The organism is Bacteroides sp. An322 (assembly GCF_002161765.1).
Lineage (GTDB): Bacteria > Bacteroidota > Bacteroidia > Bacteroidales > Bacteroidaceae > Phocaeicola > Phocaeicola merdavium.
This window is the reverse complement of record NZ_NFIN01000009.1, coordinates 68,359-83,141: the sequence shown is the minus strand read 5'-3', so window position 1 is coordinate 83,141 and position 14,783 is coordinate 68,359. Positions and strand designations below refer to the sequence as shown.

The window sequence follows — 14,783 nt, the reverse complement described above, 5'->3', positions numbered from 1 at the left end:
AATAATTAATAATTGAAAAATATGAAAAAACTGATTATCGCCGATAAAGAATTCGACTCACGCCTGTTCTTGGGTACAGGCAAATTCAACTCAAATGAAATCATGGAGCAAGCCATTCTTGCTTCGGGCACGGAAATGGTGACCGTAGCCATGAAACGCATCGAACTGAATGACAAGAACGATGATATGTTGCATCACATCGTTCATCCGCATATCCAACTCCTGCCCAACACTTCGGGTGTACGCACGGCAGAAGAAGCCGTATTCGCCGCTCAAATGGCTCGTGAGGCATTCGGTACCAACTGGTTGAAGCTGGAAATCCACCCCGACCCGCGCTACCTCCTGCCCGACTCTACCGAGACATTGAAAGCAACCGAAGAACTGGTGAAATTGGGATTCGTGGTATTGCCTTATTGCCAGGCAGACCCTACCCTTTGCAAGCGTCTGGAAGAAGCAGGAGCCGCTACGGTGATGCCTCTTGCAGCCCCTATCGGTACGAATAAAGGACTTCAGACACGCGACTTCCTGCGCATCATCATCGAGCAGAGCAATGTGCCGGTGGTAGTAGATGCAGGCATCGGAGCACCGAGCCATGCCGCCGAAGCCATGGAATTGGGTGCCGACGCATGCTTAGTAAATACCGCTATCGCCGTAGCCGGAAACCCGGTAGAAATGGCTATCGCCTTCAAGGAAGCCGTTATCGCCGGACGCCGGGCATACGAAGCCGGTCTGGGCATACAAAGCGAAAACTTCGAAGCTTCCGCTTCCTCACCTTTAACCGCTTTTCTGAATGAATAAACCTATCCCTATGGAACAAGAAAACAAACCCTACGCACACCGCGAGAAAGCCTACATGCAAGGCACGCTCTTCCCCTTCATCAAAGTGGGAATGCAAAAAGTGAACCTGACCCCTACCGTCACCATTCAAGACGGAAAGAAAGTGATGACTCCGAACGAGCCTGTCTATATCTATGATACCAGCGGCCCGTTCAGCGACCCTTCGATAGAGATTGACCTGAAGAAAGGCATCGACCGTATGCGCGAATCGTGGATTACCGGACGGGGAGACGTGGAGCAATTGCCTTCCATTACTTCGGAATACGGCAAAATGCGCCGGGACGACCCTTCGCTCGACCACCTGCGTTTCGAACACATCGCCCTGCCCTATCGTGCCAAAGCCGGAAAATGCTGTACCCAAATGTACTATGCCAAGCAAGGCATCGTGACCCCCGAAATGGAATACGTGGCTATCCGCGAGAACATGAATTGCAAGGAATTGGGCATCGACACCCATATCACTCCCGAATTTGTGCGTGATGAGATAGCCGCAGGACGTGCCGTATTGCCCGCTAATATCAACCACCCGGAAAGCGAACCGATGATTATCGGGCGCAACTTCCTGGTGAAAATCAATACCAACATCGGAAACTCCGCTACGACTTCGAGCATCGAGGAAGAAGTAGACAAAGCCGTATGGAGCTGCAAATGGGGAGGCGATACGCTTATGGACCTCTCTACGGGAGACAACATCCACGAAACCCGCGAATGGATTATCCGCAACTGCCCCGTACCCGTAGGCACCGTGCCTATCTATCAGGCACTGGAGAAGGTGAACGGCAAAGTGGAAGACCTGACTTGGGAAATCTATAAGGACACCTTGATAGAGCAATGCGAACAAGGTGTGGACTATTTCACCATCCATGCAGGCATCCGCCGGCACAATGTACACTTGGCAGACAAGCGTTTATGCGGTATCGTGAGCCGCGGAGGAAGCATCATGAGCAAATGGTGCCTGATACACGACCAAGAATCGTTCCTCTACGAACATTTCGATGACATCTGCGACATCCTTGCTCAATACGATGTGGCTATCTCCTTGGGAGACGGCTTGCGTCCCGGATGTATTGCCGATGCCAACGATGAAGCCCAATTTGCCGAACTCGACACCATGGGTGAACTCGTGGTACGTGCATGGGAGAAGAATGTACAAGCGTTTATCGAAGGTCCGGGTCATGTGCCCTTACACAAGATTCAAGAGAACATGCAACGCCAAATCGAGCATTGCCACAACGCCCCGTTCTATACCCTCGGTCCCTTAGTAACAGACATCGCACCGGGATATGACCACATCACATCGGCTATCGGAGCCGCTCAAATCGGATGGCTGGGCACGGCAATGTTGTGCTACGTAACCCCCAAAGAACACCTCGGCTTGCCGAACCGGGAAGATGTGCGCACGGGTGTCATCACCTATAAGATAGCCGCCCATGCCGCCGACCTTGCCAAAGGACATCCCGGAGCACAAGTCCGCGACAATGCCTTGAGCAAAGCCCGTTACGAGTTCCGTTGGCGCGACCAGTTCCATTTGAGCTTAGACCCCGACCGTGCCTTGGAATATTTCACCGAAGGCCGCCATACCGACGGAGAATATTGCACCATGTGCGGGCCGAACTTTTGTGCGATGAAGTTGAGTCGTGACCTTTCATCCATTAATAATTAATTAAGTTGTAGGGGCGGGGTTAGCCCGCCCGAATACATCAACCAATACAAACAATAAAATTATATTGAATAAAATGTATGACCCCAACATTCATCGACGCAAGAGTATAAGGTTGCCCGAATATAACTACAGTACAGAAGGCTTTTATTTTATCACCATTTGTACCCAAGAGAAAAAATGCACATTCGGTAAAGTCGTTAATGGGGAAATGATTTTGAATGAGGCAGGAAGGATTGTAAAAGAAGAATGGTTACAAACCATGAACATTAGAAAAGGAGAAGTAAAATTACATGAATATGTAATAATGCCCAATCATTTTCATGCCATTATAGAAATTTGTAGGGGCGTATCGCATACGCCCGAAAACATCAACATAAATAAACCCACAAATTATAGTGGATGTAATCAGGGCGTATGCAATACGCCCCTACAATCACCATCAAAAACAGTAGGAGCCATTATACGTGGATATAAAGGTGCTGTTTCACGAAAAATAGGTTATTCTGTTTGGCAACGCAACTATTACGAACATATCATTCGTAACCAACATACGTATGATGAAATTGAGGAATACATTTTAAATAATCCTTTTTTGTGGGAAAAAGATAAACTATATACAGAATAAAATGTTTAGCGAAGAATTAGAAAAAATAAGCTGGGAGGAGACGACCGAAGCCATCTACTCCAAAACCGAATCCGATGTGTTGCGGGCACTCGGAAAATCTCATTGCGATGTCAATGATTTCATGGCATTGGTTTCGCCCGCCGCTGAAAAATACTTGGAACCCATGGCACGCCTGAGCCGGAAATATACCGAAGAACGGTTCGGGAAAACCGTATCGATGTTCATCCCGCTCTACCTGACCAACTCATGCACCAACTCGTGCGTATATTGCGGATTCCACATCAGCAACCCTATGGCAAGGACTATCCTGACACCCGAGGAAATCGAAAACGAATACAAAGCTATCAAGAAGCTAGCTCCGTTCGAGAACCTGCTCATTGTAACGGGAGAGAACCCTGCTAAAGCCGGTGTCCCTTATCTGGCAAAAGCGCTTGACTTGGCAAAACCGTACTTCTCGAACCTGAAGATAGAGGTGATGCCGCTCAAGACCGAAGAATATGCCGAACTGACCAAGCACGGCATGAACGGAGTTATCTGTTTCCAAGAAACCTATAACAAAGTACGCTATAATGTCTATCATCCGCGCGGCATGAAATCGAAATTCGAATGGCGCGTAAACGGATTTGACCGTATGGGACAAGCGGGCGTGCATTCTATCGGCATGGGCGTATTAATCGGCTTGGAAGACTGGCGCACCGATGTGACCATGATGGCATATCACTTGCGCTATCTGCAAAAACATTATTGGAAGACCAAATATAGCGTTAATTTCCCCCGTATGCGCCCTGCGGAAAACGAAGGATTCCAGCCCAACGTCATCATGAGCGACAAGGAACTGGCGCAAGTGACCTTCGCCATGCGTATCTTCGACCATGATGTAGATATCTCGTATTCGACCCGCGAACCGGCATATATCCGCGACCACATGGCTTCATTGGGCGTGACCACCATGAGTGCCGAAAGCAAGACCGAACCGGGCGGATACTACACCTATCCGCAAGCCTTGGAACAATTCCATATCAGCGATGACCGTACCGCCGGAGAAGTGGAATGCGCACTGAAAGCGGCAGGACGCGAACCGGTATGGAAAGACTGGGACGCTTCGTTCGACTTTGTAAAATGAAATCGCATTTGAACACAGAGACACAAAGACACAGAGCTTTTATATTCTCTGTGACTCCACGCCTCTGTGTTCACTATTTACAATTATGGAAAGATACAACCGCCAACTCCTGCTTCCCGAAATCGGCGAAGAAGGACAAGCCCGCCTAAGAGCGGCACGGGTGCTTATCGTAGGCGTAGGAGGACTGGGGTCTCCCGTTGCCCTCTATTTAGCCGGTGCCGGAATAGGGACTATCGGGCTGGTAGACGATGATACCGTAAGCGAAAGCAACCTGCAACGCCAAGTGCTTTATGCCGAAGCTGAAGTAGGCTTATCCAAAGCCCTGCAAGCAAAAAAACGGCTGGAAGCGTTGAACAGTACCCTCCAAATAAAGGCATACCCTACCCGCTTGACTCGGGATAATGCCAAGGAAATCTTTGCGGACTATGACATCATCGTAGACGGATGCGATAATTTCGCCACCCGATACGTGATAGACGACACCTGCGCTCTATTAAATAAGGTATACGTATATGGAGCCATCCGCGCGTTCGAAGGGCAGGTATCCGTATTCTTATATAATAAAGGCGGGAAAAGATACCGCGACCTTTATCCCGACGAAGAGGAAATGCTGTCCATGCCTCATCCCCCGAAGGGGGTTATGGGAGTTACGCCCGGACTCGTAGGATGCGCCGAAGCCAACGAAGTAATCAAGATTATCTGCGGATATGGCGACATTCTGGCAGGGAAATTATGGCAAATCGACCTGAAAACGATGGAAACGTACACGATTTTGCTTTAATATAGCCAAATATTACAAACTTATTACTACCTTTGCCACATCATATTGTGTTTTCATAATGAAACTGATAGTAATAACCCGACCTACCTACTTCGTAGAAGAAGATAAAATCATTACAACCCTTTTCGATGAAGGGCTGGACATCCTTCATCTGCGTAAAGTAGACTCTATTCCGGTATATGCCGAAAGATTATTGACATTGATACCGGAAAAATACCGGAAACGTATTGTCGTGCACGACAATTTCTACTTGAAAGAAGAGTACAAACTAAGAGGCATCCACCTGAATAGCCGGAATCCGGTTGCTCCCAATAACTATTCCGGACCGATTACCACATCTTGCCACACGCTGGAAGAAGTAAAGGAAAAGAAACCTCAAAACGAATATGTCTTCCTCAGCCCGATATTCGATAGCATTTCAAAAGAAGGATATTCATCCGCTTTCACCCCCGAACAAATACGGACGGCGGCAAAAAGCGGCATCATCGACAAAAAAGTCATTGCTTTAGGAGGCATCGATGAAAGCAATATCCTGCAAGTGAAAGACTACGGATTCGGTGGAGCAGCAATTTTAGGAGGGCTATGGAACAAGTTTGACTCCGAGCACGACTACAATTATAGCCGGCTGATTGAACATTTCCGAAAGCTGAAACGGCTTGCCGACTGAAGTTTTTAGGGGCATTCATTTGTCCGAATTGAAGAAATGGCGTAACTTTGCATTCAAATTTAGGCAATATATCAAAAATTACAATGAGCGAAACATCTACCTTTAAAGTATTCTCGGGAACAAATACGAGATACCTTGCAGAGAAAATTTGTAAAAGCTTAGGTTGCCCGCTGGGTAACATGAACATTACACATTTCGCCGATGGCGAATTTGCTGTATCTTACGAAGAATCTATCCGTGGCCAACACGTATTCCTCGTACAGTCTACCTTTCCGAACTCAGATAACTTAATGGAGCTTCTCTTGATGATTGATGCCGCCAAACGCGCATCAGCAAAACGCATCATCGCCGTAATCCCTTACTTCGGCTGGGCACGTCAAGACCGCAAGGACAAGCCACGTGTATCCATTGGCGCCAAACTGGTGGCAGACCTGTTGAGCGTAGCGGGCATTGACCGTCTGATTACCATGGACTTGCATGCCGACCAAATTCAGGGATTCTTCGATATCCCGGTAGACCACTTGTATGGTTCTACGATTTTTGCTCCGTATATCCAATCATTACACTTGCCGAATCTGGTTATCGCCACTCCAGACGTAGGCGGGTCGAAACGTGCCAGCACGTATGCCAAATACCTGGATGTACCCTTGGTATTGTGCCACAAGACCCGTGAAAAAGCCAATGAAGTGGCTTCTATGCAAATCATCGGTGACGTGAAAGGAAAAGATGTGGTATTGATTGACGACATGGTAGATACAGCCGGCACTATCACCAAAGCCGCCGACATCATGAAAGAAGCCGGAGCTAACTCTGTGCGTGCTATCGCTTCGCATTGCGTCATGTCGGGTCCCGCATCTGAACGGGTACAAAACTCGGAACTGGAAGAACTGGTATTCACCGACAGCATCCCGTACTCGAACCGATGCGCCAAAGTGAAACAACTTTCCATAGCTGATATGTTCGCTGAAACGATTCGCCGCGTATTGAGCCACGAATCTATCAGCACGCAATACTTGCTTTAATTTATCTTTCACCACAGACTTAAATAGTTAATAATGAATAGTTAATAACGGCAAGCGAAGCATTTACCGTTTGTTCATTATTAATTATTAACTATTCATTATTAACTATTTAAGTCTGTGGTGATTTTACATTCCACCACCATGAAAATCCTTTGGCTTGACCTAAATAGTTCGTATGCGCATTCTTCGTTGGCATTGCCCGCCCTGCAAGCCCAACTCATCGGTCATGCCGGAAATGAATGGGACATCGTTTCGGCGACTATCAACGAAAATCCGGGTATGACGAGTGCCGAAGTCTTCCGCCGGAAACCGGACATCGTAGCCGCTACATGCTGGCTTTTCAATCACGAAACATTACTTCACACTTTGGGACGTATCAAAGCCCTGCTTCCCGATTGTTGTATCACCCTGGGAGGTCCCGAATTTCTTGGAAATAACGAACCGTTCCTGCGCAATTATCCTTTCGTAAATTGTGTGTTCCGAGGCGAAGGAGAAGAAACTTTTGCCCAATGGCTGGAAGTATGGAACCAACCCCAAGCATGGCATACCATAGAGGGCTTATGCTACATAGACCACGCTTCCGTCTATCACGATAACGGAAGGGCACAAGTGATGCGTTTCGACCGGCTTGTTCCGCCCGAAGAAAGCCCTTTCTTCAATTGGAGCAAACCATTCGTGCAACTGGAAACCACCCGAGGATGTTTCAATACCTGCGCCTTTTGTGTAAGCGGAGGCGAGAAACCTGTACGCACCCTCCCGATTGAAACCATCCGGAAACGTATCGAATTGATTCAAGCGCATCACATCGGGAACATCCGTGTGCTCGACCGCACTTTCAACTACAATGCCCGCCACGCCCGTGCTTTGCTCGACTTGTTCCGCGAGTTTCCCGACATCCGTTTCCACTTGGAAGTGCATCCAGCCCTCCTGACCGAAGAGTTGAAGAGTGAGCTGGCATCAATGCCCACCGGACAACTCCATTTAGAAGCAGGCATCCAAAGTTTGCATCAAGAAGTATTAGACGTGTGCCAAAGACATGGGAAATTAGAACATGCATTAGAAGGATTAAAATACCTCTGTTCCCTGCCCAACTTGGAAACTCATGCCGACCTGATAGCGGGATTGCCTCTCTACCGGCTGGAAGAGATATTCGAAGATGTCCAGACATTGGCTTCCTATCGGGCAGGCGAAATCCAATTGGAATCCCTCAAGCTTCTTCCCGGTACCGAAATGCGCCGGCGTGCCTCAGAATTAGGCATCCGCTATGCTCCTTTCCCACCCTACGAAGTGCTGAGCACCAACGAAATCACCCCCGACGAACTTCAGACCGCACGCATGCTTTCACGCCTCATAGACGGATTCTATAACGCCCAACCTTGGCAAGAAATCACCCGCCGGCTGATTGTAGAAGCATCCGAGTTCCTGCACCGGTTCTTGGATTACCTCATCCGCATCGGTGTCATCGACCAACCCATGAGCTTGGAACGCCGGGGCATCCTGCTCTATAAGTTTTGTAAAGAAAACTATCCGACATACGAAACCGACATGACCTTGGCATGGATAGAAGCGGGAATGTCGCTCAAGAAAGAGCCAGCCTTCCGCATCCGCACCAAACACGTATTGCCTCCCGATGCATGGGAGCCCATCTATGGCACTTACCACGAAGGATTACGCCTCTGCATGCTCCCGCCACTCGAAGGGGAAAATACGACCTATTGGTTCGGTTTCGAGCCTGAATCGCAACAGACCCGACCCGTATTCAAAGCGATAGTTAGAGAACAGCCACCGCTATAAACTATTCATTATTAACTATTCATTATTAACTATTAACTAAAGCAATACCATGAACCGAATTTGCCGACTTTTCAACATCAAGTACCCCATCATCCAAGGCGGAATGGTGTGGTGCAGCGGCTGGCGATTAGCTTCAGCCGTAAGCAATGCCGGAGGGCTGGGCTTGCTGGGAGCAGGCTCAATGCACCCCGAAACCCTACGTGAACACATCCGTAAGTGTAAGGCAGCTACCGACAAACCTTTCGGAGTGAACGTCCCGCTGATGTATCCCGAAATAGAAACCCTGATGCAAATCATCGCCGATGAAGGCGTAAAAATCGTTTTCACCTCGGCTGGAAGCCCCAAGAAATGGACCGACTGGCTTCACGAACGGGACATCCTCGTAACACACGTGGTAGCATCCTCGAAATCTGCAGCCAAGTGTGAAGAAGCCGGTGTAGACGCTATCGTAGCCGAAGGATTTGAAGCAGGAGGACATAACGGACGGGAAGAAACCACCACAATGTGCCTCATTCCAGCCATACGCCGCTCGTGCACCCTGCCCTTATTGGCAGCCGGCGGAATCGCCACGGGCGAAAGTATGCTTGCCGCACAAGCCTTGGGAGCCGACGGCGTGCAGATAGGAACCCGTTTCGCCCTGACCGAAGAAAGCTCCGCTCACTTCTCGTTCAAAGACCGATGCCTGCGCCTGAACGAAGGCGACACAATACTTACCCTGAAACAACTCTCTCCTACCCGATTGGTAAAAAACGATTTCTACAAACAGGTGGAAGAAGCCGAACTCCGCGGTGCCTCCGCCGATGAGCTTCGGGAACTATTAGGACGCGGACGAGCCAAACTAGGTATCTTCGAGGGAGACATTTTCGAAGGGGAAATCGAAATCGGACAAGCCGCATCCCTTATCCACCGCCTGCAATCGGTAGAGGAAGCGATGAAAGAACTCATTGAGGACTACAATGAAGCCCTTTACCGCCTGCAAGCTATCCGCCCCATGTAGCCGCATCAGAATGACATTACTTCTTGAAGTCAAGCTATCTGTCTTTTTGTGAATAAGTTTGTTCTTACAAATGACAAATGACAATTAATGAATAATAGAAACAAATACCTTAACAATACATTAATTCCATTTGTAATCAACATATATTCAGTAAGTTAGCATGAAAACATGTAAATATCGCCTAATCCGTTAACAGATTTTCACGTCCGCTTGTTTCAAATCCATTGCCGGACGGAAAGAATAGCGTATCTTTGCGTAAACAAAAAACACATTGGATTATGGATTCTATCAAAAACAGACGTACGATACGCAAATATAAGCAAGAGGACGTGCCTGCCGACTTGCTGAATGGATTATTGGAAGAAGCGTTCCGCGCCCCTACGATGGGCAACATGCAGCTCTATAGTGTCATCATCACCCGCGACCAGGCGATGAAGGAACGCTTGGCTCCCGCCCATTTCCACCAGCCCATGCTAATGGAAGCGCCGGTGGTACTGACCTTCTGCGCCGACTTCAACCGCTTCTGCAAATGGTGCCGTCAGCGGAAAGCCGAACCGGGCTACGACAACCTGCTCTCGTTTATGAACGCATCCATCGATGCCATCATGCTGACGCAAAACTTCTGCACCCTTGCCGAAGCTGCCGGGCTGGGCACGTGCTTCTTAGGCACCACGATTTATAACCCCGACCAAATCATCGAAGCCTTGAACCTGCCCGAACTGGTCATTCCGCTGGCTACTATCACCGTGGGCTACCCCGACGAATGCCCGCCCCAGCCGGACCGCCTGCCTTTGGAAGGAATCGTCCACGAAGAGCAATACCACGACTATTCGCCCGAGGACATCGACCGCATTTATGCCTACAAGGAGTCGCTCCCGGAGAACAAGCATTTCGTGGAAATCAACCACAAGGAGACGTTAGCACAAGTTTTCACCGACATCCGCTATACGAAAGAAGGGAACGAAGCCATGTCGGAAGTGCTGAAGAAAACGCTTCGGAAGCAAGGGTTTGACAAGTAAATTAAACTGTAGGGGCGGGGGTTGCCCGCCCGAATACATCTACGTATGTACTTGTGTCTGTAGGTGTATCTGGGCGGGCAAACCCCGTCCCTACATTGCACTTTGCAGAATTCATTAAATAAAACTCTGTGTCTCTGTATTCAATTTATGCCTCTATCACCAATCCATCGTATGCCAAATGGACGTGAGGCGGAAGCGTGGGTTCTACCTCGGCATGCAAGCCAAGCTGGTGGCTGGCATGGATGAAATACGCCTCGCGGGGACGGATGCGCTCCACTTGCTCTAAGGCTTGGGCGAGCGACTGGTGAGTGGGATGCGGCGTGACGCGCAAGGCGTTCATGAACAGGCAATTCAATCCCTCTAAATGGGCATACGTCTCCTCGGGCATCTCGGTCATGTCCGTAATCCATGCCACGTTGCCAATGCGGAAGCCCAAAATGGGAAGCCGTCCGTGGACGACCCGAAGCGGAAGCACCTCCACCTTTTGCCCCGCGCCGCCAACTACCTGAAACGGCACATTCGGCTCTACCCGTACCAACGGAATGCGGGGCACACCCGGATAGGGATGCTCGGCAAAGCAATAAGGAATACGGTTCATCAGGCGTTCTGCCGTATATGGCTCGGCATAGACCGGCACATCGTGGAAATGGCAAAAGGGGCGCAAATCGTCCAACCCGCCTACATGGTCGTAATGCTCGTGAGTGATTAAAACGCCGTCGATAGGCTGAAAATCGGGCAAGCGGAGGCTTTGTTCCCTGAAGTCGGGACCGCAATCCACCAATATCCGCACTCCGCCGGACTCTATCAGCCCGGAGCACCGCAAACGCTTGTCGCGCGGGTCGGTGCTGGTACACACCGGACACGTACACCCTACCTGCGGCACCCCCGTGGAAGTGCCGCTTCCTAATATTGTTATCTTCATAAGCCGCTTAATCAGTTTACATATATGTTTTGAAACGCAGATTAACGCAGATTTTCGCAAATATATTTATTCACCCCCAATTTACGAAATACGATTATATAAATTGGAATATCCATTAATCCGCGTAAATCTGCGTTTCCTCATCATAATTTCTACGTATCACTTCACTCTATATAATTCACTTCGGGAGAAATGCGGATGCCGAACTTTTCCTCGACCGAGCGTGCCACGTCTTCGGCTAACCGGCGGACTTCTTCTCCCGTAGCCCCGCCAAGGTTCACCAGCACCAATGCCTGTTTGGCATGTACACCTACCCGCCCCCGCGTCTTGCCTTTCCAACCGCAACGGTCTATCAGCCATCCGGCAGGCACCTTTACCCGACCTTCACCCGCGGAATAATGGGGCATATCGGGATATAGGGCACACAACGCATCGTACTGAGCCTTGGGAATCACCGGATTCATAAAGAAACTTCCGGCATTCCCTACCCGCGCCGGATCGGGCAATTTTTCATTCCGGATGCGGATAACGGCCTCACGCAATGCCTTTTGGGTCAATTCCCCGCCCGACTTTTCCAGTTCGGCACGGATATTCCCGTAATCCAAATGCCAAACGGGCTTCTTGCTCAGGCGATAGGTCACGCCCGTCACGATGTATTGCCCTTTCAATTCCTGCTTGAAAACGCTTTGGCGGTATGCGTAGCGGCATTCTTCGTTCATAAACCTGCGGGATTCGCCTGTAGTTACGCCAACCGTATCGACACATACAATCAAGTCTTTAGCCTCTACACCGTATGCGCCGATGTTCTGCACCGCCGAAGCTCCGACTTCGCCCGGAATCAACGAAAGATTTTCAGCCCCATACCAGCCTTGCTCCACCGTGTAAGCCACGAAGCCATCCCATACTATGCCCGAACCGACATGCACTTCTACTTCATCATCGGTCTCGGTGATTACACGAATCCCCCGGATAGCCGAATGCAGGACAATGCCTTGGAAATCGTGCAGGAAAAGCAGATTACTCCCGCCACCTATCGCCAACAAAGGCACCTCTTCACGGGGCTGCATCAAGAACGAGCGAAGCTCTTCTTCCGATGCATATTCTACAAAACGGGAAGCACGCACGTCCATGCCGAACGTGTTATGAGCCAAAAGCGGATAGTTGCGTAAGTCTTTCATTTTATTCTGTGGTGAAATATCGATATTTTTAAATCAATCACTCAAGTCTTCAAACTCAACCAATTTCCATTCGCCTCCCCGGCACTCGAAGTAAAGCGTGTTGCTGAATCCGTTTCCGAATCCCTTGAACTCTACAATCTTCGTGTCGGTATCGGGCACCGCCTCCTGCCCGTAATGGACATTCGTAAGACGCTCTTTCATCAGAGGAGGACGAAAAGAGAACCACTGCCCTTCATCGAGCGTCGTCTCCAAAATCTGAAATTCGTCTTCTGGGTCGACCGTCACAAACGATAACGGGTCTGCCAAACGCTCGCCTTGAAACACCGAATCATTGGCAAAACGGAAATAGAAATCGAAGAAATCCTCTTTCCCGCTTTCCGCATGCGCTAACTTTTCCTTATTAATCGCTTCGAGAAACCAACTCTCCTTGATGCGCTGGAAATAATAACGCTTCACCTTGCGGTCTTTCAGGTAAATCCAGTCGACCTGCACACTCCGCACCGCCGTGTCTTTCTCCAGCTCCATTTCTTCTTCCCTATCGAAAAGCACGGTGTACACCGGGTCACGGCTAAAGAGCGGGTCGTATTCCCAATCTTCTTTCGCGATACGGGTCACCTCTCTTCCTTTATAATAAGAAATAGGGAAGACAATCCGCGATTGCTGGAAACGTTCGTTTGAAGCGAAGTTGTAGAAAAAATCGGCGAAGCTCTCGTCCGCCGTGGCTGGTATCACTTCCGGACGGTCGGGAGCGGTATCCGGCACAACTTCTTCCTCGACCTGAAGCGAGTCTATCTGCTTGGTCAATGTTTCAAAAGGGTCAATCTTCTTTTTCCCACCTCCACAGGAAGCCATCACTCCTACGAGCAAACAACATCCAAATACAATTTTTTTCATGATTAGTGCTTCTGAAAAATCAGCGCAAAGGTACTTCTTTTTTTCATTCATGGAACAAAAGACATGCAGTTTTCTTTTTTATCGGAAGAAAAAGATAAAAATTCAGTTTTAATCCTTACCTTTGCGCGTAAAATAAAAAAGATAATAGGTTATGTTAACGAAAATAGAAGAATTGCTTCAGGAAGTTGACCAGCTGACCGCCCAGAACACAGACGAGCTGGAAGCGCTCCGCATCAAGTACCTGAGTAAAAAAGGAATCATCAACGCCTTAATGGCGGACTTCCGGAATGTACCTGCCGACCAGAAGAAAGAAGTCGGCATGAAGTTGAACGAACTGAAAACCCGTACGCAAGAGCGTATCGCTGCTCTGAAGGAAACATTCGAGAGCCAAGACGCCGATATGTCCGACCTCGACCTAACCCGTACGGCTTATCCCATTCAGTTGGGCACACGCCATCCGTTGAACATCGTACGCAATCAAATCATCGACATCTTCAGCCGCTTGGGATTCACCATTGCCGACGGACCCGAAGTGGAAGACGACCTGCATGTGTTCACAAAGATGAATTTCGCGCCCGACCATCCGGCACGCGACATGCAAGACACCTTCTTCGTAGAGACCAATCCGGACGATGTGACCAAGAACATCATCTTGCGCACGCATACCAGCAGCGTCCAGGCACGTACCATGGAAGTAACCCAGCCCCCTATCCGCGTGATTTGCCCGGGACGCGTGTACCGCAACGAAGCCATCAGCTACCGCGCGCATTGCTTCTTCCACCAAGTAGAGGGCTTGTATGTGGACAAGAACGTATCGTTCACCGACCTGAAGCAAGTCCTGCTGCAATTCGCCCAAGAGATGTTCGGACCGGAAACGAAAATCCGCTTGCGCCCGTCTTACTTCCCGTTCACCGAACCCAGCGCGGAAATGGACATCAGTTGCCACATCTGCGGAGGAGAAGGATGCCCGTTCTGCAAATACACCGGATGGGTAGAGATTTTGGGATGCGGCATGGTAGACCCAGCCGTGCTCGACGCTTGCGGCATAGACAGCAAAGTATATTCGGGCTATGCTTTCGGCATGGGCGTAGAGCGCATCACGAACCTGAAATACAAGGTGAAAGACCTGCGCATGTTCTCGGAAAACGATACCCGCTTCCTTGAAGAGTTTGAAGCGGCAAACTAAAAAGATATTCACCACAGATTACACAGATTTAACTAATTAATAATGAACAATTAATAGTTAATAACGACAAATGAA

Annotated in this window: 14 protein-coding genes; 11 read left to right on the top strand and 3 right to left on the bottom strand. The window is 49.2% G+C overall.

The window, feature by feature from the left end:
* The first annotated feature begins 21 nt into the window (after positions 1 to 21).
* The 10 genes from B5F91_RS06925 to B5F91_RS06880 all read left to right on the top strand — a co-directional run bounded on the left by B5F91_RS06925 (position 22) and on the right by B5F91_RS06880 (position 10,528).
* Entirely contained in the window at positions 22 to 798 is a 777-nt protein-coding gene (locus B5F91_RS06925; protein ID WP_087428360.1) for a thiazole synthase, read from the top strand.
* Positions 791 to 2,500, top strand: a complete 1,710-nt coding sequence (gene thiC, locus B5F91_RS06920; protein WP_087428359.1) for a phosphomethylpyrimidine synthase ThiC — start codon at positions 791 to 793, stop codon at positions 2,498 to 2,500. The genes B5F91_RS06925 and thiC overlap by 8 nt, the downstream gene beginning before the upstream one ends.
* Before the next feature lie 73 nt (positions 2,501 to 2,573).
* Positions 2,574 to 3,125 carry a transposase gene (locus tag B5F91_RS06915; RefSeq protein ID WP_204244667.1) on the top strand — a complete coding sequence of 184 codons (552 nt, stop codon included), beginning with the start codon at positions 2,574 to 2,576 and terminating at the stop codon, positions 3,123 to 3,125.
* A 1-nt stretch (position 3,126) separates the two neighbouring features.
* Positions 3,127 to 4,248 carry a 2-iminoacetate synthase ThiH gene (thiH, locus tag B5F91_RS06910; RefSeq protein ID WP_087428357.1) on the top strand — a complete coding sequence of 374 codons (1,122 nt, stop codon included), beginning with the start codon at positions 3,127 to 3,129 and terminating at the stop codon, positions 4,246 to 4,248.
* Positions 4,249 to 4,333: 85 nt separating this feature from the next.
* On the top strand, positions 4,334 to 5,029 hold the full coding sequence (locus tag B5F91_RS06905) for a HesA/MoeB/ThiF family protein (RefSeq protein WP_087428356.1): 696 nt from the start codon (positions 4,334 to 4,336) through the stop codon (positions 5,027 to 5,029).
* 58 nt (positions 5,030 to 5,087) lie between these two features.
* On the top strand, positions 5,088 to 5,696 hold the full coding sequence (locus B5F91_RS06900) for a thiamine phosphate synthase (RefSeq protein ID WP_087428355.1): 609 nt from the start codon (positions 5,088 to 5,090) through the stop codon (positions 5,694 to 5,696).
* Positions 5,697 to 5,779: 83 nt separating this feature from the next.
* Entirely contained in the window at positions 5,780 to 6,718 is a 939-nt protein-coding gene (locus B5F91_RS06895; RefSeq protein ID WP_087428354.1) for a ribose-phosphate pyrophosphokinase, read from the top strand.
* Positions 6,719 to 6,859: 141 nt separating this feature from the next.
* Positions 6,860 to 8,512 carry a DUF4080 domain-containing protein gene (locus tag B5F91_RS06890; RefSeq protein WP_087428353.1) on the top strand — a complete coding sequence of 551 codons (1,653 nt, stop codon included), beginning with the start codon at positions 6,860 to 6,862 and terminating at the stop codon, positions 8,510 to 8,512.
* Between the two features lie 49 nt (positions 8,513 to 8,561).
* The gene (locus B5F91_RS06885) at positions 8,562 to 9,509 is read left to right on the top strand and encodes a nitronate monooxygenase (protein ID WP_087428352.1); all 948 of its coding nucleotides are present in this window, start codon (positions 8,562 to 8,564) and stop codon (positions 9,507 to 9,509) included.
* Between the two features lie 278 nt (positions 9,510 to 9,787).
* Positions 9,788 to 10,528, top strand: coding sequence for an NADPH-dependent oxidoreductase (locus B5F91_RS06880; RefSeq protein ID WP_087428351.1), 741 nt, complete (start codon positions 9,788 to 9,790; stop codon positions 10,526 to 10,528).
* Between the two features lie 145 nt (positions 10,529 to 10,673).
* Here the strand turns inward: B5F91_RS06880 and B5F91_RS06875 are convergent, their stop codons facing one another.
* The 3 genes from B5F91_RS06875 to B5F91_RS06865 form a co-directional block, all read right to left on the bottom strand.
* Positions 10,674 to 11,450 carry an MBL fold metallo-hydrolase gene (locus B5F91_RS06875; RefSeq protein WP_087428350.1) on the bottom strand — a complete coding sequence of 259 codons (777 nt, stop codon included), beginning with the start codon at positions 11,448 to 11,450 and terminating at the stop codon, positions 10,674 to 10,676.
* A 164-nt stretch (positions 11,451 to 11,614) separates the two neighbouring features.
* Positions 11,615 to 12,628, bottom strand: a complete 1,014-nt coding sequence (murB, locus tag B5F91_RS06870) for a UDP-N-acetylmuramate dehydrogenase (protein WP_087428349.1) — start codon at positions 12,626 to 12,628, stop codon at positions 11,615 to 11,617.
* Positions 12,629 to 12,661: 33 nt separating this feature from the next.
* Positions 12,662 to 13,522, bottom strand: a complete 861-nt coding sequence (locus B5F91_RS06865; RefSeq protein ID WP_087428382.1) for a DUF4348 domain-containing protein — start codon at positions 13,520 to 13,522, stop codon at positions 12,662 to 12,664.
* Between the two features lie 151 nt (positions 13,523 to 13,673).
* On the opposite strand from B5F91_RS06865, the gene pheS reads away from it, so the two are divergent.
* Positions 13,674 to 14,708, top strand: coding sequence for a phenylalanine--tRNA ligase subunit alpha (gene pheS / locus B5F91_RS06860; protein ID WP_087428348.1), 1,035 nt, complete (start codon positions 13,674 to 13,676; stop codon positions 14,706 to 14,708).
* Positions 14,709 to 14,783 lie beyond the last annotated feature (75 nt).